Genomic DNA, 18,332 nt, shown 5'->3' with positions numbered 1-18,332 from the left:
ACGCCGCGTACGGAGGCCCATGGACACCTGGCAGCCCCAGCCCCGCCGCGAGAGCCGCGCCACCGCGGTCCGGCTGCTCGCCGCCACCGTCGTGCTCGGGGGCGCCTACGCGGGCCTCAGCATCTGGTCCGCCGACCACGTGCCGGCCACGGTGTCCGTCGGGGGCATCCACGTCGGCGGCATGACGCCCGAGCGGGCCACCGCCGCCATCGAGCGCGGCGCGCGGGAGGTCCTGACTCGGCCCATCGCGCTCACCGTGCCCGGCCGGCCCGAGCCGGTGAGCGTCGTGCCCGTCGACGTCGGCCTCCGGGTCGACGCGGCCCGGTCCCTCGACGGCCTCACCGGGTTCACGCTGGACCCCCGCACCATCTGGGCCAAGCTGACCGGGTCCCTGCGCCTGCCCCTGCTGACGAGCGTCGACGACGACCGGCTCACGGCCTACCTCGACGCGCTGGCCCCCAGGGTCGAGCAGCCGCCGCGCGAGGGACGGGTCACCTTCCCCGCCGGACGCGTCACGGTGGAGATGCCGCGGTCCGGCCGGACGCTCGACGTGGTGGGCACCAAGCTCGCCCTGCGGCGCGCCTTTCCCGAGTCCACGACCGCTGTCGCCGCGGTGCGCGACACCGCGCCGACGGTGGCCGGTGCGGCGGTCGAGCAGTTCGCCGACACCACGGCCGCAGCCATCGTCTCCGGGCCGGTCACCCTCGTGGCCGGCACGTCGCGCGTCGTCGTGCAGCCGACCGAGCTGGTCCCCTTCGTGAAGGTCGAGGCCGACGGGTCCGGCGGCCTGCGGGCGAGCTTCGACGAGCCCGGCCTGGCCCGGCTCGTCGCCGCGAAGGTCACGGTCCCGACGAGGTCGGCGACGAGCGCCCGCTGGGTCTTCGGGCCGGGCAACGGCGCTCCGAGGCTCGTGCCGTCGGTCGACGGTGCGGCCGTCGACGAGGACGCCGTCGCCAAGGCCGTCGTCGCGGCTGTCACCGGTACCGGCACGGGCCGCACGGTCACGGTGGCCGCGGTCCCGGCCAAGCCCCCGTTCTCCACGCAGGACGCCGTCAGGGCGGGCATCACGACGAAGGTCGTCGAGTTCTCCTCGCCGTTCCCGACCGACGACCCGAGCCGCACCAACAACCTCGTCGTCGCCACGCAGCGCCTCGACGGCACGTACGTCCCGCCCGGAGGCACCTTCAGCCTCAACGCGATCCTCGGCGAGCGCACGGAGGACAAGGGCTATGCCGACGGCACCGTCATCATCGACGGCCGGCTGACCCGCGGCACCGGCGGCGGCGTCTCACAGGTCTCGACCGTCGTGTACAACCTGGCCTACTTCGCCGGGGTCCGGTTCCTCGAGTTCCGTCCGCACGCGTTCTTCATCCCGCGCTACCCCGAGGGCCGCGAGGCCACCGTCTACTGGCCGAGCATCGACAACAGGTGGACGAACGACACCGCCTACGGGATGCTCCTGCAGACCTGGGTCGACAAGGGCCAGGTGCACGGCCGGGTCTGGAGCACCAAGGTGTGGGACGTCAGGAGCGTCAAGGGTCCGCGCACGAACGTCAGACCGCCCCGCACGATCCGCAGCGACAGCGCGACGTGCTACCCGCAGCAGCCGAACCCCGGGTTCGACGTCACGGTGACCCGGCAGTGGTACCGCCCCGGTTCCCCGACGCTCGTGCGGAGCGAGGACGTCACGACGCACTACGTGCCCGAGGACGAGGTCATCTGCACCAACCCCGGCGCCACGCCCCCGTGACCCGGTGAGCTGCCACGGCCTCAGGCTGATGCGGGGCGGGCCAGGTAGGTGTACTCGTGGTGCACGGTGAACCCGAGCCGGCTCCAGAAGGCGACGCCGTCGGTGTTGTCGCCGGACACCTGCAGGTACATCGCCGGCATGTTGTTCTCGCGGGCCACCATCGCGATCGCCGACACGATCGTCGAGGCGATGCCGCGGCGCCGGTGCTCCGGATGGACCCAGAGGCCGAAGATGCCCGCCCAACCGGCGTGGATCGCCATGCGGGCGATCCCGATGATCCGCCCGGTCGGCTCGTCGCGCACCGAGAGGAACAGCTGCCCCTCGCTGCCGGTGAGGACGGCCTCCGTGGTGCCCGGCACGACGGAGCGCTGCTCGGCGTAGGCCATGAGCCACTCGGGGGACAGCTGTGCGTCCGCGGTGACCGGCACCGACTCGGTGGTGAGCGGCGGCACCTGCGCGGACAGGCCGGTGAGGACGAGGACGCGGGACCACTCGGGCCGCCCGCCGCCGGGCAGGTAGCCGCGCTCGATGAGCGCCTTGCCGAGCGGCTGCTCCGCCACGTCGAAGCCGGTCGGGCCGTGCAGCTGGAACAGCGCAGGAGCGTCGTGCTCGGCGTACCAGCTCTCGGCGAAGTCGATGGCCTTGTCGATCGGGAGGCTCGGGTCGCCTACGGCCAGAACCGAGTTCGCGCGCCCGGTGAAGCCGGTCGCCGAGCGCAGCAGCCAGTCGCCGAGCCCCTTGCGGGACGTCGCCGCCCAGCCACGCGCCATGAGCCTCTCGAGGTCGTCGGCCGACACGCGCTGGTGCGCGCGACCCGGCTGGCTCGCCGGTGGCGGCACGTCCTTGGCGGCGATGACGTCGGCGCGGACGAGCTTGACCCGCTCGGTCTGCCGACCACCCTGCCCGGCCCTCGCGTCGACGACGAGGAAGTCCTCGTTGCGCGCGACGAGCTCGCCGACGAAGTCGGTGGCACCGGCGTCGCTGCCTTCCGCGAGGCGGTAGCGGACGACGACGCGCCCGCCGACGGTCAGCCCCGCGGTGAGGCGGTGGCCGGTCGTGTCGGTGGAGCCCGGCGTGCCCGCGGAGCCCGTGAGGGGGGTGCTCCCGGGGCCCGTCTCAGCAGCGGGGTCGCGCGTGGGCTCGCCAGTCATGTCCGGCATACTAGGCGGTGCAGCACTTCACCCCGAACGCTCCCAGGAGGTCCCCTCCCCATGACCTATGTCATCGCCCAGCCGTGCGTCGACCTCAAGGACCGCGCGTGCATCGAGGAGTGTCCGGTCGACTGCATCTACGAGGGCAAGCGTTCGCTCTACATTCACCCCGACGAGTGCGTCGACTGCGGCGCGTGCGAGCCGGTGTGCCCGGTCGAGGCCATCTACTACGAGGACGACGTCCCCGAGCAGTGGGCCGACTACTACAACGCGAACGTCGAGTTCTTCAACGACCTCGGTAGCCCGGGCGGTGCCGCCAAGCTCGGCGTCATCGACAAGGACCACCCGCTCGTCGCGGCCCTGCCGCCCCAGCCGCACGACGAGTGACGCCCCTCGGTGACGAGGCCGTGGCCACGACCACAGGCCCGGGCCCGGCGCCGCTCGACCTGCCCGACTTCCCCTGGGACTCGCTCGCGCCCCACAAGGCGCGGGCGAGCTCGCATCCGGGGGGCCTCGTCGACCTCTCGGTCGGCACGCCCGTGGACCCGACCCCCGAGGTCGTGCGAAGCGCCCTCGCCGGCGCCTCGGACGCCCCCGGCTACCCGCTGACGGTCGGCACGACGGACCTGCGGGCCGCGATCGCCGAGTGGTTCTCGCGGCGTCGCGGCGTCCCCGGGCTCGGTTCCGACGCCGTGCTGCCCACCATCGGCAGCAAGGAGCTCGTCGCGTGGCTGCCCACCCTCCTGGGGGTCCGGACCGGTGACGTCGTCGGCATCCCCGAGGTCGCCTACCCGACCTACGACATCGGGGCCCGGCTCGCCGGGGCGACCCCGCGCGTCGTCGGCTCGTTGACCGGTCTCGGACCGATGACGCCGAGCACGACGCCGAAGCTGCTGTGGCTCAACAGCCCGGGCAACCCGCACGGCCAGGTGCTGGGCGTGGGCCACCTGCGCAAGGTCGTCGAGTGGGGGCGTCGGCACGGCGTGGTCGTCGCGAGCGACGAGTGCTACGCCGAGCTCGACTGGCGTGAGGGGCAGTACGGCACCGCCACGCCCAGCATCCTGCACCCCGACGTCTGCGACGGCGACCACACGGGCCTGCTCGCCGTGTACTCCCTGTCCAAGCAGTCCAACCTCGCCGGCTACCGCGCGGCGTTCCTGGCCGGTGACCCCGCGCTCGTCGGGCGCATCCTCGAGGTGCGCAAGCACGCCGGCATGATCATGCCGGCACCGGTGCAGGCGGCGATGGCGGCGGCCCTGCGCGACGACGACCACGTCGAGGCCCAGCGCGCCGTGTACGCGCGGCGCCGGACGCGGCTCGTCGAGGCCGTCACGCGCGCGGGGCTGCGCATCGAGCTGTCCGAGGCCGGCCTGTACCTGTGGGCCACGCGCGACGAGGACTGCTGGACGACCGTGGCCGACCTCGCCGAGCGCGGCATCCTCGTGGCGCCCGGGGCGTTCTACGGCCCCGGCGGCGCCCGGCACGTACGCATCGCCCTCACCGCCACCGACGAGCGCATCGCCGCCGCGTGCGAGCGGCTCTGAGCCCTCACCCGTCGCCCGACCTGCGCGTCCACGGCCCGACACCTGTTTTCCCAGGCCCGGTGACGCTGGGGTAACGTCGCTGCGGAATCCGACGACTTACCGCCCGTGCCCGGGGCGACAGGAGGAACGAAGTGACCAAGGCAGTGGACGCGACGCTCAAGGTCGCCGACAAGGAGCTCACCTTCCCCGGTGTCGACGCCGTCGAGGGCAATGACGGGCTCGGCGTGAGCTCGCTCCTCAAGGAGACCGGTCTGGTCACCTACGACGTCGGCTTCGTCAACACGGCCTCGTGCAAGAGCGCCATCACCTACATCGACGGCGACCAGGGCATCCTGCGCTACCGGGGCTACCCGATCGGCCAGCTGGCCGAGCACTCGACCTTCGTCGAGGTGGCCTACCTGCTCATCTACGGCGAGCTGCCGACGCCCGAGGAGCTGTCCCGGTTCGAGGACCTCATCCGTCGCCACACGATGCTGCACGAGGACCTCCGCGCGTTCTTCAACGGCTTCCCGCGCGACGCGCACCCGATGCCGGTGCTGTCCTCCGCGGTCTCCGCGCTCGGCACGTTCTACCAGGACAGCCTCGACCCCTTCGACCAGGAGCAGGTCGAGATCTCGACGGTCCGGCTGCTCGCCAAGCTGCCGACGATCGCCGCCATGGCGCACAAGAAGAGCGTCGGCCAGCCCTACATGTACCCGGACAACTCGCTCTCGCTCGTCGAGAACTTCCTCCGGATGACCTTCGGCTACCCCGTCGAGCCCTACACCGTCGACCCGACCGTGGCCAAGGCCCTCGACCTCCTGTTCATCCTCCACGCCGACCACGAGCAGAACTGCTCCACCTCGACGGTGCGCCTCGTCGGCTCGGCCCACGCCAACCTCTTCAACTCCGTCTCCGCGGGCATCCACGCCCTGAGCGGTCCGCTGCACGGCGGCGCCAACTCGGCCGTGCTCGACATGCTCGACCAGCTCCACGAGTCCGGGGACGACCCGAAGAAGTTCATGGAGAAGGTGAAGAACAAGGAGGGCGGCGTCCGGCTCATGGGCTTCGGCCACCGGGTCTACAAGAACTACGACCCGCGTGCGGCCATCATCAAGAAGTCCGCGGACGAGATCCTCGCCAAGCTCGGCCAGGACGACCCGCTGCTCGACATCGCCAAGGGCCTCGAGGAGATCGCCCTCGCCGACGACTACTTCGTCGAGCGCAAGCTCTACCCGAACGTGGACTTCTACACCGGGCTCATCTACAAGGCGATGGGCTTCCCGACGAAGATGTTCACGGTCCTGTTCGCCATCGGCCGCCTGCCGGGCTGGATCGCCCAGTGGCGCGAGATGATGACCGATCCGGAGACGAAGATCGGCCGCCCGCGCCAGATCTACACCGGGTCCCCCGAGCGCGACTACCCGCAGGGCTGATCCAGCGCCCACCACCCCTCCGGGCCCTCCGACGCTTTCGGCACCGAACGACTCGTTCGGTGCCGAAAACGTCTGTGCACCGGCGCGTTCGGCACCCTACGGCGCGTTCGGGACCGAACGACTCGTTCGGTCACTGTCGGAGACCGGGTCTGAGCAACCGAACGACTCGTTCGGTTCCCTGTCGGAGACCGGGTCGCAGCAACCGAACGACTCGTTCGGTGCGCGGGGGCGCGGCGCGGTGGGGCAAGGTGGGGTCATGGCGAGCTACACGGTCAACGACGCGGCGGTGGCGGCGGTGCGCGAACGCATCGAGCGGCGGCAGTACGTGCTCGACAGCGACTGGGGCGAGGTGCAACCGGGCGCCGAGGCCCAGAACGCCTACCTCGAGCGCCACTCGTGGGAGGAGTACGCCTCCTGGCACCTCGGTCTGACCGAGGGCGCCAACGACGAGACCAAGGCGCGGTACGCGTTCGTCTGCGGTGACCTGCGGCGGGTGCACCGCACCGGCCTCATCGCCTGCGTGTACCGGGCCGCCGAGTGGCGCCACAAGAAGGTCGAACGGGCTGCCTACGACCTGCTGCAGCACCTCGACCGGGTCGCCGGGATCGACTGAGGACGCGCCGGCCGTGGTCTGCGCCGCGCCGGCCGGCCGGTCGGCGCGACGTCCGGCTCCGACGTCCCGACCAGGCGTCGGTCGCGTCAGAGCGGGTCAGGCGAGCGTGATGGTGACCGTCGTGGTGGCCGAGCCGGCGGACCAGCCGGCGTCGCCCTCGGAGCGGTCCCAGGTGCGGTCGCCGATCGTGACGCGGGTCGCGCCGTACTGCTCGGCCCGCGCGACTCCCCAGTGCGCGACCGCCCAGGCCAGGGCCGGGTTCGACGCCGTGGCCGTGACGGTCTTCTCGCCGCGGCGCACCGACGCGACGCCCATCTGCTGCTGCAGGTCGTCGGCCACGCGGGAGGGGCTCACGCTCGTCTTCGCGGCGTCGAGGCGGCAGGTGAGCCCGCCGGGCGAATGGCCGGTCAGCGTCGAGGCGAGCACGCGTCCTTGCCCTTCGTGGTCGCGGTAGGCCTCCGGGAACCCGCTGCGCTGGACCCGTTGGGCGATGGTGGTGATGTCGGCGCTCTCGTAGCCCCTGAACTTGACGAGCGCGTCGTAGAAGGCGTTGGTCGCGTGGACCATGTCGAGGATCTGCTTCTCGGTGCCCCAGCCCTGGCTCGGCCGCTGCTGGAACAGCCCGAGCGAGTCGCGGTCGCCGTAGCGCAGGTTGCGGATCTTCGACTCCTGGAAGGCCGTCGTCAGGGCGATGGTCGCCGCTCTCGGGGGCAGCCGGCGCTTCACCGCGAGCGCGCTGATGAGCGCGGCGTTGGCGGTCTGCTCGGGGTCGAAGGTCTCGGTCATGCCTCCGGCCGTGATGGTGCACGTCGGGTTGACGACACTGGTGTAGAGGAAGCGCGCCCCGAACCAGGCACCGACCGCCACGAGCGCGACGACGAGCAGCACCGCGACACCCCGCCGCCGGCGCCGCGCGGGACGTCGGGGCGCGCGGGACTCCGCGAGAGTCGGGCGCTGGCGGGTCGGCATGGGGTCCTCGTCGTCGTCGCCACGGCGCGCCGGGCGTGGGGTCGGCTGGGGTCAGTCGTTCGCGTGCAGGGCCTCGTTGAGCGCGATGCCGGAGCCTGCCCGGTCCCGAGCCTCGACGGCGCCGGTCACGCTGTTGCGGATGAAGAGGATGTTGCTCGAGCCGGAGAGCTCGCGGGCCTTGACCACCGCGCCGTCGGGGAGGGTCACCTTGGTCCCCGCCGTCACGTAGAGACCGGCCTCGACGACGCAGTCGTCGCCGAGGGCGATCCCGATGCCGCCGTTGGCCCCGACGAGACAACGCTCGCCGATGCTCACGCGTTCCGTGCCACCACCGGAGAGCGTCCCCATGATCGAGGCGCCGGCGCCGACGTCGGAGCCGTCGCCGACGACGACGCCCTGCACGATGCGGCCCTCGACCATCGAGGTGCCGAGCGTGCCCGCGTTGAAGTTGCAGAACCCCTCGTGCATGACCGTGGTGCCCGGGGACAGGTGCGCGCCGAGGCGGACGCGGTCGGCGTCGGCAATCCGGACGCCCTGCGGCACGACGAAGTCGGTCATCCGGGGGAACTTGTCGACCCCGTAGACCGCGACGTGCTGGCCGGCCGCGCGCAGTCGCAGGCGGGTCTGCTCGAACCCGTCGACGGCGCAGGCCCCGACGCTCGTCCAGACGACGTTCGGCAGGACCCCGAAGATGCCGTCGAGGTTGACGGTGTTCGGCCTCACGAGGCAGTGCGAGAGCAGGTGCAGCCGCAGGTAGGCGTCGGGCGCGTCGGCCGGCGCGGCGTCGAGGTCGACCTCGACGAGACGCACCTCGGTGCGGACGCGGCGGGCGGCGTCCTCGCCGGCGAGTGCGGCCAGTCCCGCGGCGGCGGAGGCCTCGGCGGGCCGGGCCCCGAGGGCCGGTTCGGGGAACCACGTGTCGAGCACCTGCCCGCCGTCCGTGACCGTCGTCAGTCCATAACCCCATGCGCTGCGCTCCGACATGCGCGAAAGGATAGGGCCGCGGGGTCCGGTGCCCGAAACCAGACGGCCTCCCCGTCCGGCTGGCGGGCACCGGCGGGCTAGCCTTCCCGGTATGCCCGAGCCGACCCCGTCCACCGAGCCCGTGACCGCCGACGCCGCCCCCGACGCCACCGCCGAGGTCACCGACGCCACCGCCGAGGTCACCGACGCCACCGCCGAGGTCACCGACGCCGCCCCGCACGCCCCCGGCGCCGGCCCGGCGTCGCCGCTCGACCTCAGCGCCGACGTCACGACCCTCGTCGCAGCGATCTGTGACGTCGCATCGGTCAGCCGGGACGAGCAGGCCCTCGCGGACGCCATCGAGGCGGCACTGCGGCCACTGGCCCACCTCGAGGTCGTGCGCGACGGCAACACCGTCGTCGCCCGCACCCACCTCGGCCGCTCGGAGCGTGTCGTCCTCGCGGGCCACATCGACACCGTCCCGCTGACCGCCGAGCCGAACCTGCCGACCCGGCGCGTCGGCGACGACCTCTGGGGTCGCGGCACGGTCGACATGAAGGGCGGTGTCGGGGTCATGCTGCGCATCGCGGCGCAGCTGGCCGAGCCCGAGCGCGACCTGACCTTCCTCTTCTACGAGTGCGAGGAGATCGACGCGAGGTACAACGGCCTGGCCCGGGTGGGCCAGACCCATCCCGAGCTGCTCGCCGGGGACTTCGCGGTGCTCCTCGAGCCGACCGACGGCGCGATCGAGGGCGGCTGCAAGGGCACCCTGCGTGCAGACGTCACGACGACCGGCGTCGCCGCCCACTCGGCGCGGCCGTGGAAGGGCCACAACGCGATCCACGACGCCGCGACCGTGCTGAGCCGCCTCACCGCCTACGAGGCCGAGACGATCACCGTCGACGGGCTGGACTACCACGAGGCGCTGCAGGCGGTGGCCATCAGCGGCGGCATCGCCGGCAACGTCATCCCCGACCGCTGCACGGTGACCGTCAACTACCGGTACGCCCCCGACAAGGACGTGGCCGAGGCCTTCGCCCACGTCCAGCACGTGTTCGAGGGCTTCGAGGTGACCCTCGGCGACGCCGCCGACGGCGCGCGCCCGGGACTGCTCCTGCCCGCCGCGCAGGCCTTCGTCGAGGCGTTGGGGGTCCCGGTCAACGCCAAGGAGGGCTGGACCGACGTCGCCCGCTTCTCGACGCTCGGGGTGCCCGCCGTCAACTACGGCCCGGGCGACCCGAACCTCGCGCACATGGACGACGAGCACTGCCCGGTACACCAGTACGTCGACGCCGAGGCGGCGCTGCTGCGCTGGCTCGGCTGACGCGTCTGACGCGTCTGCGCACGGCACCGGCACGTAGGGTGGCGCTGTGAGTGACGACGAACACCCGGCGGCTCCGGAGCGGCACGCCGGCACCGGCGAGCCGGGTGCCCCGGCACCGCGCCCGCCGCGGTCCGGCGGGCCCCGCGACTCCCGACGCCAGACCGGTCCGGTCACGCTGCGCCGCGAGCAGGTGCCGACGACGACGACCGACCAACGGCTGCTCCAGCGGCCCCAGCGCTCGGACTGGCTGCACAACGACCCGTGGCGCGTCATGCGGATCCAGTCCGAGTTCGTCGAGGGCTTCGGCGCGCTCGCCGAGCTCGGACCGGCCGTGGCGGTCTTCGGTTCCGCCCGCACGGCCCGTGACGACCCCGCCTACGCCACCGGGATCGAGGTCGGCCGGCGCCTCGTCGAGGCCGGGTACGCCGTCATCACCGGGGGCGGTCCCGGCGCCATGGAGGCGGCCAACCGGGGCGCGTACGAGGGCCGAGGCACGTCGGTCGGCCTCGGCATCGAGCTGCCCTTCGAGACCGGCCTCAACGAGTACGTCGACATCGGCATCAACTTCCGGTACTTCTTCGCCCGCAAGGTCATGTTCCTCAAGTACTCGCGCGGGTTCATCGTGCTGCCCGGCGGCTACGGGACGCTGGACGAGCTCTTCGAGGCGCTGACGCTGGCCCAGACGCAGAAGGTCACCGAGTTCCCCCTCGTGCTCATGGGCACCGACTACTGGTCCGGTCTGCTGGACTGGCTGCGCGGCACCGTGCTCGACCGGGGCATGATCGTGCCGGCCGACCTGGACCGCTTCGTCCTCACCGACGACCCGGACGAGGCCGTGCAGGCCATCCGCACCTTCGAGGAGCCGGGCCTGACGATGCCCCCCGAGGCCGCCGATCCGCACCGTGGCGACGAGGAGACCGCGTCGTGAAGTGGTTCATCCTGCTCGTCGGCGTCGTCGTCGTGTGCTTCGTCGTGGCGCTCGTGCTCGGTCTGGCGGGGGGCGGCCTCGGCCGGCCGACGGCCTCGCTGTCGCACGAGCCGCTGCCCGACGAGGCGATCGCCGACGACGACTTCGACGACCTCGTCTTCGACGTCGCCGCCCGCGGCTACCGGATGAGCCAGGTCGACGCCGTCGTCGACCGGTTGCGCCGCGAGCTGCGCGAGAAGGACGAGCAGATCGCCGTCCTTCGCGGCGACGCCGCGCCGGCGGCCGTAGACGCCGCCGACCCCACGGGTGGCGGAGGGGCCAGGGCCGCCGAGGAGGCCCGGGCCGCCGAGGAGGCCCCAGCCGCCGAGGAGCCGCGAGCCGCCCAGGAGCCGCGAGCCGCCCACGAGCGTCCGGGCCCCGAGGGCTCGCCGCCCACGGCGCCCACGCCGCCCACCGAGCCGCCACCCGCCGATGCAGCGGGGCTGCCGCAGGCGGCCGGACGCGGCGTCGGCGACGACCGCAGCGGATGAGGGACCTGGCTCCCAGCCTGCCCCGCCGCACCTTCGTCGGATGGGTCCTGGCGCTCTACGCCGCCGCCCGCGTCGTCACGACGGCGATCCTGCTCGTCGTCATGCAGCGCCAGGTGCCGAGCGGCATGACGGGTGGCGACCACGTGCCGGTCACCTACTTCCCCTTCACCGCGCTGTGGGACGGCCAGTGGTACCAGACCATCGCCCTCGACGGGTACCCGTCGCAGCTGCCCGTCGGCGAGGGCGGCTCGGTGCAGCAGAACGCCTGGGCCTTCTACCCGCTGTTCCCGTACGCCTCGCGGGTCCTCATGGCCGTGGGGCTGTCGTTCCCGGCCGCCGGGTCGACGCTCGCGCTCGGGTGCGGGTTCGGCGCGGCCGTGCTCATGGCGCTGCTGCTGCGTGACCGGCTCGGTGACCGGGCGGCGCTCGTCGTCGTGCTCCTGTGGGCGTGCTTCCCGGCGTCGGTGACGCTGCAGCTGGCCTACACCGAGGCACCGGCGATGCTGCTGCTCGTCGGGTACCTCTACGCCCTGGCTCGCGAGCGGTGGCTCGTGGCGGCGGGAGTCGCCGTGCTGCTGGGCCTGACGCGTCCGGTCGCGGTGCCGCTGGGCGTCGTGACGCTCGTCGCGCTGTGGTTGCGCTGGCGTGCTCGTACCGAGCGGCCCGTCACCCGGGGGGAGCTCGCCGCGGGAGTCGCCTCGCTCGTCGGGTGCGGCGTCGCGGGGCTCCTCTGGCCCGCGATCGCCTGGTGGGTCACCGGCGAGGCCGACGCCTACACGCGGACGATGGGCGCCTGGCGCGGCTCGGGCACCGTGGAGCCGTTCACGCCGTGGGCCGGAATGGCGCGCTACGTCTTCGGCGACACCTGGGGTCCGGTGCTGCTCTGGCTCGTGCCGTCGGCGGTCGTGGCCCTCGTGGCCGGCCCCTGGGCTCGGGCGCTCGGGGCCGAGCTGCGGACGTGGTCGCTGGCCTACCCGGCCTACCTCGCCGCCGTGCTCGACCCCTTCACCAGCATCTTCCGCTACCTCGTGCCACTCTTCCCGCTGCTCGGCGTCGTCGTCGGCGCCGGCTGGCCGGACCGCCGCGGCACCACGTGGACCCGGCTGCTGGTGCGCGCGGTGCCGATGCTCGCGCTCTTCGTCGTGGGCCAGTGGTACTGGACCGACATCCTGTGGCGTTACGTCCCCTCGCCGAACGGTGACTACCCGCCGTGACGCCGACCGCGACCGGCGCGCCCACGAGCGGCGACGCCGGTGGGCGTCACCGGCCGGTGTAAACGGGCTCGTCCTTGGCCAGGAACGCGTCGACCGCGGCGCGGTGGTCGGCGCTGTGTCCGGTGTAGGCCATGAGCTCGGCCTCGTTGGCCAGCGCGTCGGCCAGCGGCGCCGTGGCGCTGTAGGCCACCGCGCGCCGGATCGACCCGTAGGCCAGCGTCGGCCCGGCGGCGAGCCTCGAGGCGAGCTCGCCCACGACGGCCTCGAGCTCGGACGCCGCCACGACCCGGTTGACCAGGCCCAGCTCGAGCGCCTCCGCGGCGCCGACGGTGCGGGGGAACATCAGCAGGTCCTTGGCGCGCGCCGTGCCGACGAGGCGGGGCAGGGACCAGGAGGCCCCGGAGTCGCACGACAGCGCGATCCCGGCGAACGAGGTGTTGAGGCCCGCCGTGTCGGCCGCCACGCGGACGTCGCACGCGAGGGCGAAGCTGAGGCCGGCGCCGGCGGCGACGCCGTTGAGGGCGGCCACGACGGGCTTGTTCATCGTCGCGAGCGCGGTGACGATCCGGTTGTAGTGCCGGGTCACCGTCGTGGCGAGGGTCGCGCTCTGGTCGGCGAGGCTGCGGACGTGCTCCTTGAGGTCCTGCCCGACGCAGAACGCCCGGCCGGCGCCGGTCAGGACCAGGCACCGGACCGTCTCGTCGGCGGCGAGCGACTCGAGGGCGGACACGAGCTCGTCCTTGAGCGTCTCGTCGAGGGCGTTCATGGCATCGGGGCGCGACAGGCGCACCCACGCGACGCCACCGTCGACCTCGACGACGAGCGGGCCGGTGGTGTCGACGGGTGCGCGGTCCGAGGTCGGGCCGTCGGTGGGATGGGACTGGGGCGCGGTCATGGGCGCCACTCTGTCCCATCCGGGCGGGCCACGGTAGGTGCGGCGCCCCGCACGTGCGCATCCTCACGTCCGGATTAGGTCTCGCAATCCAGACACGGAATAATGGGACCAAAGACCGAGGATTCCTAGGGAAGGGGAACCATGGCAGCAATGAAGCCGAGGACCGGAGACGGACCGCTCGAGGTCGTCAAGGAGGGTCGCGGCATCGTGCTGCGAATGCCCCTCGAGGGCGGCGGGCGGCTGGTCGTCGAGATGACCCCCGACGAGGCTGCGGCTCTGCGCGACGCGATCCAGGGCTGCGACGGCGTCAGCTGAACCGCTCCCTGCCCCAGGCGCCTCGACTCACGCCTCCGACGGCCCCCGACCTGTAGGTCGGGGGCCGTCGTGCGTCCCGGCCGGGGGAGCGCGGTCCGACCGGGAGTCAGGGGGTCACGACGGAGAAGCGGTCGGCGACGGCGGCCGCGACGTCGACGAACGCCTCGCGGGTCTTCGGGGCCAGCCGCGACAGGAGGGTGCGGCCGCCGGCCTCGAGCGCGGTGTCCCACGGGATGTGGGACACGTGGGCGCAGCGGCGGGAGAAGTGCTCGGTGATGGCCATGACCGCCGGGTCGCCCGCGTGGTTGACGGCGTTGACGACGACGACCGCCGACGCGACGAGGTCGCCGAAGCCGTGCGCGTCGAGCCAGTCCAGGGTCTGCGACCCGGCGCGGGCGCCGTCGAGGGCCGGACGCAGGACGAGGACCAGCTGGTCCGCCTCGGCCAGGAGCCCCTGGTTGGCGCTGTCGAGGATGCCGGTGCCGGTGTCGAGCAGCACGAGGTTGTAGTACTGGTCGAGCAGGGACACGACGCGGCGGTAGGCCGGGCGGTCGAGGGCCTGGCTGATGCTCGCGTCGTCGTCCGAGGCCAGCACCTCGAGCCGTGACTCGTGGCACTGCGAGGTGTACCGGCGCATCGTCGAGAAGGTGTCGATGGCGTCGGCGTCGGCCAGCAGGTCGGTGATGGTACGCGGGCAGTCCCCGGCGATGCGGCGGGCGAGGTTGCCGGCGTCGGGGTTGGCGTCGACGGCGACCACCCGGTCGCCCCGGCTCTGGGCGAAGGTGGCCCCGAGCGCCACGGTCACCGTCGTCTTGCCGACGCCGCCCTTGCGGCTCATGACGACGATTCGGCGGGTCCCCTCGATGGGGGCCCTGACCCGGGCCTCGAGCGCGGCGCGACGCCGCTCGGCCGGCCCCGGGCCGGGGGCCACCCGGCCACCGGTCAGGCCGGCGAGCCCGCGCCGCCAGCCGGTGCGGGCGACGGTGCGCTCGCGGCCGAGCAGGGCCTCGTCCGTGAACGCGTCGGCGGTCAGCGGCGCCGCCGGGGCGGCCGGTCCAGTGACCTCACGCGGCGGGGGCGGTACCTGCCGTACCGGGCCGGGGAGGCGTCCGAGATGACCCGGGCGGTCGGCGCCTGCCGCGTTCGCTCGGGCGGCATCGGCGAGGTCGCGGGCCGTGGGGCCGGCGGGGGCGGCCGGTTTCGCCGGGGCCCGGACCGCTCCGGCGTCGGACCGTCCCGGGGGCGTTGCGCGAGCGCCCCCGGCCGGGGTCGTCACGGGGGCGGTGGCAGGCGGTCGGCGGTCGCCGGGACGCCCGTTCGCCGGGGTGGAGGGTTGCTCGATCGTGCTCATGCGCGCCCATCTCGTGTCGCGAGCCGGACGCCGGGCCCGGCAGCAGAACGAACGGTGAGGATGCCAAGGCTAGTCCTCGGCGAGTGGGCGGCGGGGTGCTCGGGCCCGACATTCGGGAACCCTGCCCGGGTCTGTCCGAGTACGTCCCGAAACGTCAGGGCGCCCGGGCCGCCGGGCGGGGAGCAGCGGGAGCAGGCGACCGGCGTCAGCTCTTGACGGCGACGAGAAGCCCCTCGCTGACGGGCAGCAGCGCGACGGTGAACCGGTCCTGGTCGCGCAGCGTGCGGCCGACCTCGCGCAGCGTCCGGGTCTCGGGGTCCCGCTTGGCCGGGTCGGACTCGTCGTCGGACCACGTCAGCACCAGGGTGCCGCCGGGACGGAGCAGGCGCCCGGCCTGCTCGACGTACTCCGGGTACTCCTGCCGGTCGGCGTCGACGACGACGAGGTCGTAGGCGGCGTCCGTCATGCGCGGCAGGACGTCGAGGGCGCGACCGGCGATGACCCGGGTGCGCTGGTGGGCGATGCCGGCGGCGGCGAACGCCTCTCGTGCCGCCCGCTGGTGCTCGGTGTCGAGGTCGATGGTCGTGAGGACGCCGTCGGCGGGCATGCCGCCGAGCAGCCACAGCCCTGACGCGCCGGCGCCGGTGCCGACCTCCATGACGGCCTTGGCGCCGGTGGCCGCCGCGAGGAACTGCAGGGTCGCCCCCACGCCGTTGCCGACCGGTCGGGCGCCGAGCTCCTCGCCGCGCAGGCGGGCCTGCTCGACGTGCTCGCTCGGGGCGACGAACTCCTCGGCGTGCGACCACGCGGCGACCTTCTGCGAACTCATGGCCGCAACCCTACTGCGACGGCAACGACAGGTTCTGGACGAGCCCGGCCCCTCCGTGCCTATGGTGCGGTCATGGACGAAACGGACCTGCCGACGACCACTGGAGAGCCCGACCGGCCGACCGCCGAGCACCGGCGCCCCGACGGCGTCGACGACGCGACGGTCGAGGCGCTCGGCAAGCTGTCCGAGGCACTCGAGGTCGTCGAGGACGCCCGAGGCCACCTCTACGGGTTCCACCGGCTGACCGGCACCGCCGACCTGGCCCTCGGCGAGGCCGTCGACCTGCTGCGCCAGGCCGGTCACACCGATCTCGCCGAACGCATCGGGCGCGAGCTCGTGGGGCGCAACGTCCTCGAGGGCCGCTGGACCTTCCAGGTCGTCGAGGAGTACGACGACGGCTACTACGCGACGTTCAAGGCGTTCGAGCGTGAGGCCCGGGAGGCGCTGGTCGGTGGCCGCCGGCACCTGTTCGAGGCCGAGATGAAGGAGGACCGGCGCTCGCCGGGCCTGCGGCACCACGAGGCGGTACCCGACGACGCCGGGCAGCAGGGCGCCCGGGGCCCGGGCGGGGACCGCACCGGCGCCGGTGGCGACCTCGCGACCTGACGCGTTGCCCGCACGGGGCCGGTCCCCACGTTCACAGCGTCCGCACAGGTTCCCGCTGGTGACGCGACAGCCGAAACGGGCACGGTGGAGGGGAACGAATCGCCGACCCGATGCGTTCACGTCGTTGAACCGATCCTCGAAAGGTCCCAGGCTCTCGTGACCAGCAGCGTGCCGTCCACCCAGCCCCACCCCGCGGTGGCGCCGGCCGAGTCGACGTGGACCCCTCCCACGTGGGAGGAGACCGTCGAGCAGCACTCGGCGCGCGTCTACCGCCTGGCCTACCGCCTCACCGGGAACCCGCACGACGCCGAGGACCTCACCCACGATGTCTTCGTCCGGGTCTTCCGCTCCTTGCACTCGTACCAGCCGGGCACGTTCGAGGGCTGGCTGCACCGCATCACGACCAACGTCTTCCTCGACAAGATGCGCCGCAAGCAGCGGATCCGCTTCGACGCCCTGCCCGAGGACGCCGCAGGTCGTCTCCCGAGCCGCGAGAAGGGCCCTGAGCAGACCTACCACGACGCCCGCTTCGACGACGACGTGCAACGGGCCCTCGACGCGCTCGCGCCGGAGTTCCGCGCGGCCGTCGTCCTCTGCGACATCGAGGGCCTGTCCTACGAGGAGATCAGCGCCACGCTCGGCGTCAAGCTCGGCACCGTGCGCTCGCGCATCCACCGCGGCCGCGCGCAGCTGCGTGAGGCGCTGGCCCACCGAGCCCCCGACGCCGTGGCGGCCGCACCGGCTGCAGGCGCCACCAAGGGGGCCCGCCCGGAGGGACGCACGGCGCGCCCCGGCCTGCGCCTTCCCGGCCGCCGAGTCGCCGCCGGGACCCGCTGAGCCGGCCGAGACGAACGACGTGGAGCCCGACCGATGCGCCTGGAGGTGAACCCGTGACGCCGCACCTGCGAGGCTACGTGCGCGCCTACGTCGACCGGGCCCTGCCTCCGGCGATGCTCCACGTCTACGACCGGCACCTCGTGTGCTGCGTGTCGTGCCGCGACGCGGTCGACCGGGAGCGGCGCATCGTCGCGGCACTGCGCTCGGACACCGGGATGCCGTCGTCGCTGCGCTCGTCGCTGCTCGGTCTCGCGGCGGCTCAGACCGCGCCGGGGTCGGGACACGACGGGGGCCCGCGCATCCCGCTGCCGCCGATGGGCGTGCGCCATGCCCTGCCGACCTACGACCCGGTGCCGACCGTGCGTCCGGGCGCGCCCGCGCTGCACCGCTCCCCGATGCGGGCCGCGGTCGTCGCGTCGCTCGCCGCGGGGGCCTCGGTGGCCGCGGCGTGGGGCCTGGCCGTCTCACCCGTGCCGGGCGGGACGCGGCTGCCGTCGGCGGGAGTGCCCGTGGCCAGCCTCGGCTCGAGTCCGAGCACCATGGGTTCCGGCATGTCGGCGCTGCTCGTGAGCCGCCTCGGGTCGTCGGCCAGGGGGAGCGGTTCGACGGCTTCCACGGGCGCGGGGGCCGTCTCCGGAGCCGGCTCGACAGCCGCCGGCCCGGATGCCCCGGCGTCCAGCCGGCTCGCCGCCGTCAGCGCGCCGTACTGGGTCGTCACCAACCGGGTGGTCAACCGTCCGCCGCAGGTGGGCCAGGTGCGTTCGGCGTCCGCGGGTTCGGCAGAATCGACGCCATGAGCGACGAGCCGCGCAGGCCCGAACCCGAGCCCGCAGGTGCTCCCGAGCCGCAGGGCGCGAGCGAACCGGAGCGCACCGGTGTCATCGATCTCGGCGCCACCCAGGAGGTACCCGGTCCCGCAGCATCCTCCGAGGCGTGGTTCGACGTCTTCCGCGGCGAGCACCCGGCCGAGGGACCGGGCGTTCCAGCCCGTGCCGATGCCGCCTGGGGCAGCGACCGCGCCGACGCCGTGGCGGACGAGGCACACCGGGCGGCCTACGCCCCTGTCTCTTATACACATCTGACGCTGCCGACGACGGA

Annotated in this window: 19 protein-coding genes and 1 pseudogene; 14 read left to right on the top strand and 6 right to left on the bottom strand. The window is 73.4% G+C overall.

Annotation, left to right across the window (positions count from 1 at the left end; all coding sequences use genetic code 11):
- Positions 1–19: 19 nt before the first annotated feature.
- A complete protein-coding gene (locus ACR9ZK_RS08920) occupies positions 20–1,750 on the top strand; it encodes a VanW family protein (protein ID WP_481341541.1) in 1,731 nt (576 codons plus the stop codon).
- A 20-nt stretch (positions 1,751–1,770) separates the two neighbouring features.
- On the opposite strand, the gene ACR9ZK_RS08915 is transcribed toward ACR9ZK_RS08920, so the two are convergent.
- Positions 1,771–2,901: a GNAT family N-acetyltransferase gene (locus ACR9ZK_RS08915; protein WP_481341540.1), complete on the bottom strand. Its 1,131-nt coding sequence runs from the start codon at positions 2,899–2,901 to the stop codon at positions 1,771–1,773.
- A gap of 60 nt (positions 2,902–2,961) precedes the next feature.
- Here ACR9ZK_RS08915 and fdxA point away from each other — a divergent pair, with 60 nt between their 5' ends.
- The 4 genes from fdxA to ACR9ZK_RS08895 all read left to right on the top strand — a co-directional run bounded on the left by fdxA (position 2,962) and on the right by ACR9ZK_RS08895 (position 6,473).
- Positions 2,962–3,288: a ferredoxin gene (fdxA, locus tag ACR9ZK_RS08910; protein ID WP_481341539.1), complete on the top strand. Its 327-nt coding sequence runs from the start codon at positions 2,962–2,964 to the stop codon at positions 3,286–3,288.
- A gap of 20 nt (positions 3,289–3,308) precedes the next feature.
- The gene (gene dapC, locus ACR9ZK_RS08905; protein ID WP_481341538.1) at positions 3,309–4,445 is read left to right on the top strand and encodes a succinyldiaminopimelate transaminase; all 1,137 of its coding nucleotides are present in this window, start codon (positions 3,309–3,311) and stop codon (positions 4,443–4,445) included.
- 131 nt (positions 4,446–4,576) lie between these two features.
- Positions 4,577–5,860, top strand: a complete 1,284-nt coding sequence (locus tag ACR9ZK_RS08900) for a citrate synthase (protein WP_481341537.1) — start codon at positions 4,577–4,579, stop codon at positions 5,858–5,860.
- A 256-nt stretch (positions 5,861–6,116) separates the two neighbouring features.
- Positions 6,117–6,473, top strand: a complete 357-nt coding sequence (locus tag ACR9ZK_RS08895; RefSeq protein ID WP_481341536.1) for a hypothetical protein — start codon at positions 6,117–6,119, stop codon at positions 6,471–6,473.
- A 96-nt stretch (positions 6,474–6,569) separates the two neighbouring features.
- On the opposite strand, the gene ACR9ZK_RS08890 is transcribed toward ACR9ZK_RS08895, so the two are convergent.
- Together ACR9ZK_RS08890 and dapD are read right to left on the bottom strand one after the other, a co-directional pair.
- On the bottom strand, positions 6,570–7,442 hold the full coding sequence (locus tag ACR9ZK_RS08890) for a hypothetical protein (RefSeq protein WP_481341535.1): 873 nt from the start codon (positions 7,440–7,442) through the stop codon (positions 6,570–6,572).
- Positions 7,443–7,493: 51 nt separating this feature from the next.
- Positions 7,494–8,426: a 2,3,4,5-tetrahydropyridine-2,6-dicarboxylate N-succinyltransferase gene (gene dapD, locus ACR9ZK_RS08885; RefSeq protein WP_481341534.1), complete on the bottom strand. Its 933-nt coding sequence runs from the start codon at positions 8,424–8,426 to the stop codon at positions 7,494–7,496.
- 91 nt (positions 8,427–8,517) lie between these two features.
- Here dapD and dapE point away from each other — a divergent pair, with 91 nt between their 5' ends.
- Genes dapE through ACR9ZK_RS08865 form a run of 4 tightly spaced genes read left to right on the top strand, consistent with a single transcriptional unit; the run spans position 8,518 to position 12,401 of the window.
- Positions 8,518–9,729, top strand: a complete 1,212-nt coding sequence (gene dapE / locus ACR9ZK_RS08880; protein WP_481341533.1) for a succinyl-diaminopimelate desuccinylase — start codon at positions 8,518–8,520, stop codon at positions 9,727–9,729.
- Positions 9,730–9,775: 46 nt separating this feature from the next.
- Positions 9,776–10,657, top strand: coding sequence for an LOG family protein (locus tag ACR9ZK_RS08875; protein WP_481341532.1), 882 nt, complete (start codon positions 9,776–9,778; stop codon positions 10,655–10,657).
- Complete coding sequence (locus ACR9ZK_RS08870) at positions 10,654–11,187, top strand: cell division protein DivIVA (RefSeq protein WP_481341531.1); 534 nt, start codon at positions 10,654–10,656, stop codon at positions 11,185–11,187. Before ACR9ZK_RS08875 ends, ACR9ZK_RS08870 begins: the two co-directional genes overlap by 4 nt.
- Positions 11,184–12,401, top strand: a complete 1,218-nt coding sequence (locus ACR9ZK_RS08865) for a hypothetical protein (RefSeq protein ID WP_481341530.1) — start codon at positions 11,184–11,186, stop codon at positions 12,399–12,401. The genes ACR9ZK_RS08870 and ACR9ZK_RS08865 overlap by 4 nt, the downstream gene beginning before the upstream one ends.
- Positions 12,402–12,447: 46 nt before the next feature.
- Here ACR9ZK_RS08865 and ACR9ZK_RS08860 read toward each other — a convergent pair whose 3' ends face one another.
- Positions 12,448–13,296 carry an enoyl-CoA hydratase/isomerase family protein gene (locus tag ACR9ZK_RS08860; RefSeq protein WP_481341529.1) on the bottom strand — a complete coding sequence of 283 codons (849 nt, stop codon included), beginning with the start codon at positions 13,294–13,296 and terminating at the stop codon, positions 12,448–12,450.
- 141 nt (positions 13,297–13,437) lie between these two features.
- Between ACR9ZK_RS08860 and ACR9ZK_RS08855 the strand changes: the two genes are divergently transcribed.
- Positions 13,438–13,611, top strand: coding sequence for a DUF3117 domain-containing protein (locus tag ACR9ZK_RS08855; RefSeq protein ID WP_076262632.1), 174 nt, complete (start codon positions 13,438–13,440; stop codon positions 13,609–13,611).
- 106 nt (positions 13,612–13,717) lie between these two features.
- On the opposite strand, the gene ACR9ZK_RS08850 is transcribed toward ACR9ZK_RS08855, so the two are convergent.
- Together ACR9ZK_RS08850 and ACR9ZK_RS08845 are read right to left on the bottom strand one after the other, a co-directional pair.
- Positions 13,718–14,962, bottom strand: a complete 1,245-nt coding sequence (locus ACR9ZK_RS08850; protein ID WP_481341528.1) for a MinD/ParA family ATP-binding protein — start codon at positions 14,960–14,962, stop codon at positions 13,718–13,720.
- A 205-nt stretch (positions 14,963–15,167) separates the two neighbouring features.
- A complete protein-coding gene (locus ACR9ZK_RS08845; protein WP_481341527.1) occupies positions 15,168–15,791 on the bottom strand; it encodes an O-methyltransferase in 624 nt (207 codons plus the stop codon).
- Positions 15,792–15,863: 72 nt separating this feature from the next.
- Here ACR9ZK_RS08845 and ACR9ZK_RS08840 point away from each other — a divergent pair, with 72 nt between their 5' ends.
- The 4 genes and pseudogenes from ACR9ZK_RS08840 to ACR9ZK_RS08825 all read left to right on the top strand — a co-directional run.
- Positions 15,864–16,397, top strand: a complete 534-nt coding sequence (locus tag ACR9ZK_RS08840) for a hypothetical protein (protein ID WP_481341526.1) — start codon at positions 15,864–15,866, stop codon at positions 16,395–16,397.
- A 156-nt stretch (positions 16,398–16,553) separates the two neighbouring features.
- Positions 16,554–17,234 (top strand): RNA polymerase sigma factor SigE, encoded by a 681-nt coding sequence (gene sigE, locus ACR9ZK_RS08835; RefSeq protein ID WP_481341525.1) that lies wholly within the window; start codon positions 16,554–16,556, stop codon positions 17,232–17,234.
- A 53-nt stretch (positions 17,235–17,287) separates the two neighbouring features.
- Positions 17,288–18,031: a hypothetical protein gene (locus tag ACR9ZK_RS08830; protein WP_481341524.1), complete on the top strand. Its 744-nt coding sequence runs from the start codon at positions 17,288–17,290 to the stop codon at positions 18,029–18,031.
- Positions 18,028–18,332: pseudogene (locus tag ACR9ZK_RS08825) on the top strand (hypothetical protein); the annotation flags it as partial. The gene ACR9ZK_RS08830 and the pseudogene ACR9ZK_RS08825, both read left to right, overlap by 4 nt.

The sequence above is a fragment of the Monashia sp. HAY1-5C genome (genome assembly GCF_056755255.1).
Note: the sequence above shows the minus strand (reverse complement) of the source record. Positions and strands in the feature narration are given on the sequence as shown.

Coding starts and splice junctions, on each gene's coding strand:
- ACR9ZK_RS08920 (WP_481341541.1), top strand. CDS start 20: ATGGACACCTGGCAGCCCCAGCCCCGCCGCGAGAGCCGCGCCACCGCG.
- ACR9ZK_RS08915 (WP_481341540.1), bottom strand. CDS start 2,901: ATGACTGGCGAGCCCACGCGCGACCCCGCTGCTGAGACGGGCCCCGGG.
- fdxA (WP_481341539.1), top strand. CDS start 2,962: ATGACCTATGTCATCGCCCAGCCGTGCGTCGACCTCAAGGACCGCGCG.
- ACR9ZK_RS08895 (WP_481341536.1), top strand. CDS start 6,117: ATGGCGAGCTACACGGTCAACGACGCGGCGGTGGCGGCGGTGCGCGAA.
- ACR9ZK_RS08890 (WP_481341535.1), bottom strand. CDS start 7,442: ATGCCGACCCGCCAGCGCCCGACTCTCGCGGAGTCCCGCGCGCCCCGA.
- dapD (WP_481341534.1), bottom strand. CDS start 8,426: ATGTCGGAGCGCAGCGCATGGGGTTATGGACTGACGACGGTCACGGAC.
- dapE (WP_481341533.1), top strand. CDS start 8,518: ATGCCCGAGCCGACCCCGTCCACCGAGCCCGTGACCGCCGACGCCGCC.
- ACR9ZK_RS08865 (WP_481341530.1), top strand. CDS start 11,184: ATGAGGGACCTGGCTCCCAGCCTGCCCCGCCGCACCTTCGTCGGATGG.
- ACR9ZK_RS08860 (WP_481341529.1), bottom strand. CDS start 13,296: ATGACCGCGCCCCAGTCCCATCCCACCGACGGCCCGACCTCGGACCGC.
- ACR9ZK_RS08855 (WP_076262632.1), top strand. CDS start 13,438: ATGGCAGCAATGAAGCCGAGGACCGGAGACGGACCGCTCGAGGTCGTC.
- ACR9ZK_RS08850 (WP_481341528.1), bottom strand. CDS start 14,962: ATGAGCACGATCGAGCAACCCTCCACCCCGGCGAACGGGCGTCCCGGC.
- ACR9ZK_RS08845 (WP_481341527.1), bottom strand. CDS start 15,791: ATGAGTTCGCAGAAGGTCGCCGCGTGGTCGCACGCCGAGGAGTTCGTC.
- ACR9ZK_RS08840 (WP_481341526.1), top strand. CDS start 15,864: ATGGACGAAACGGACCTGCCGACGACCACTGGAGAGCCCGACCGGCCG.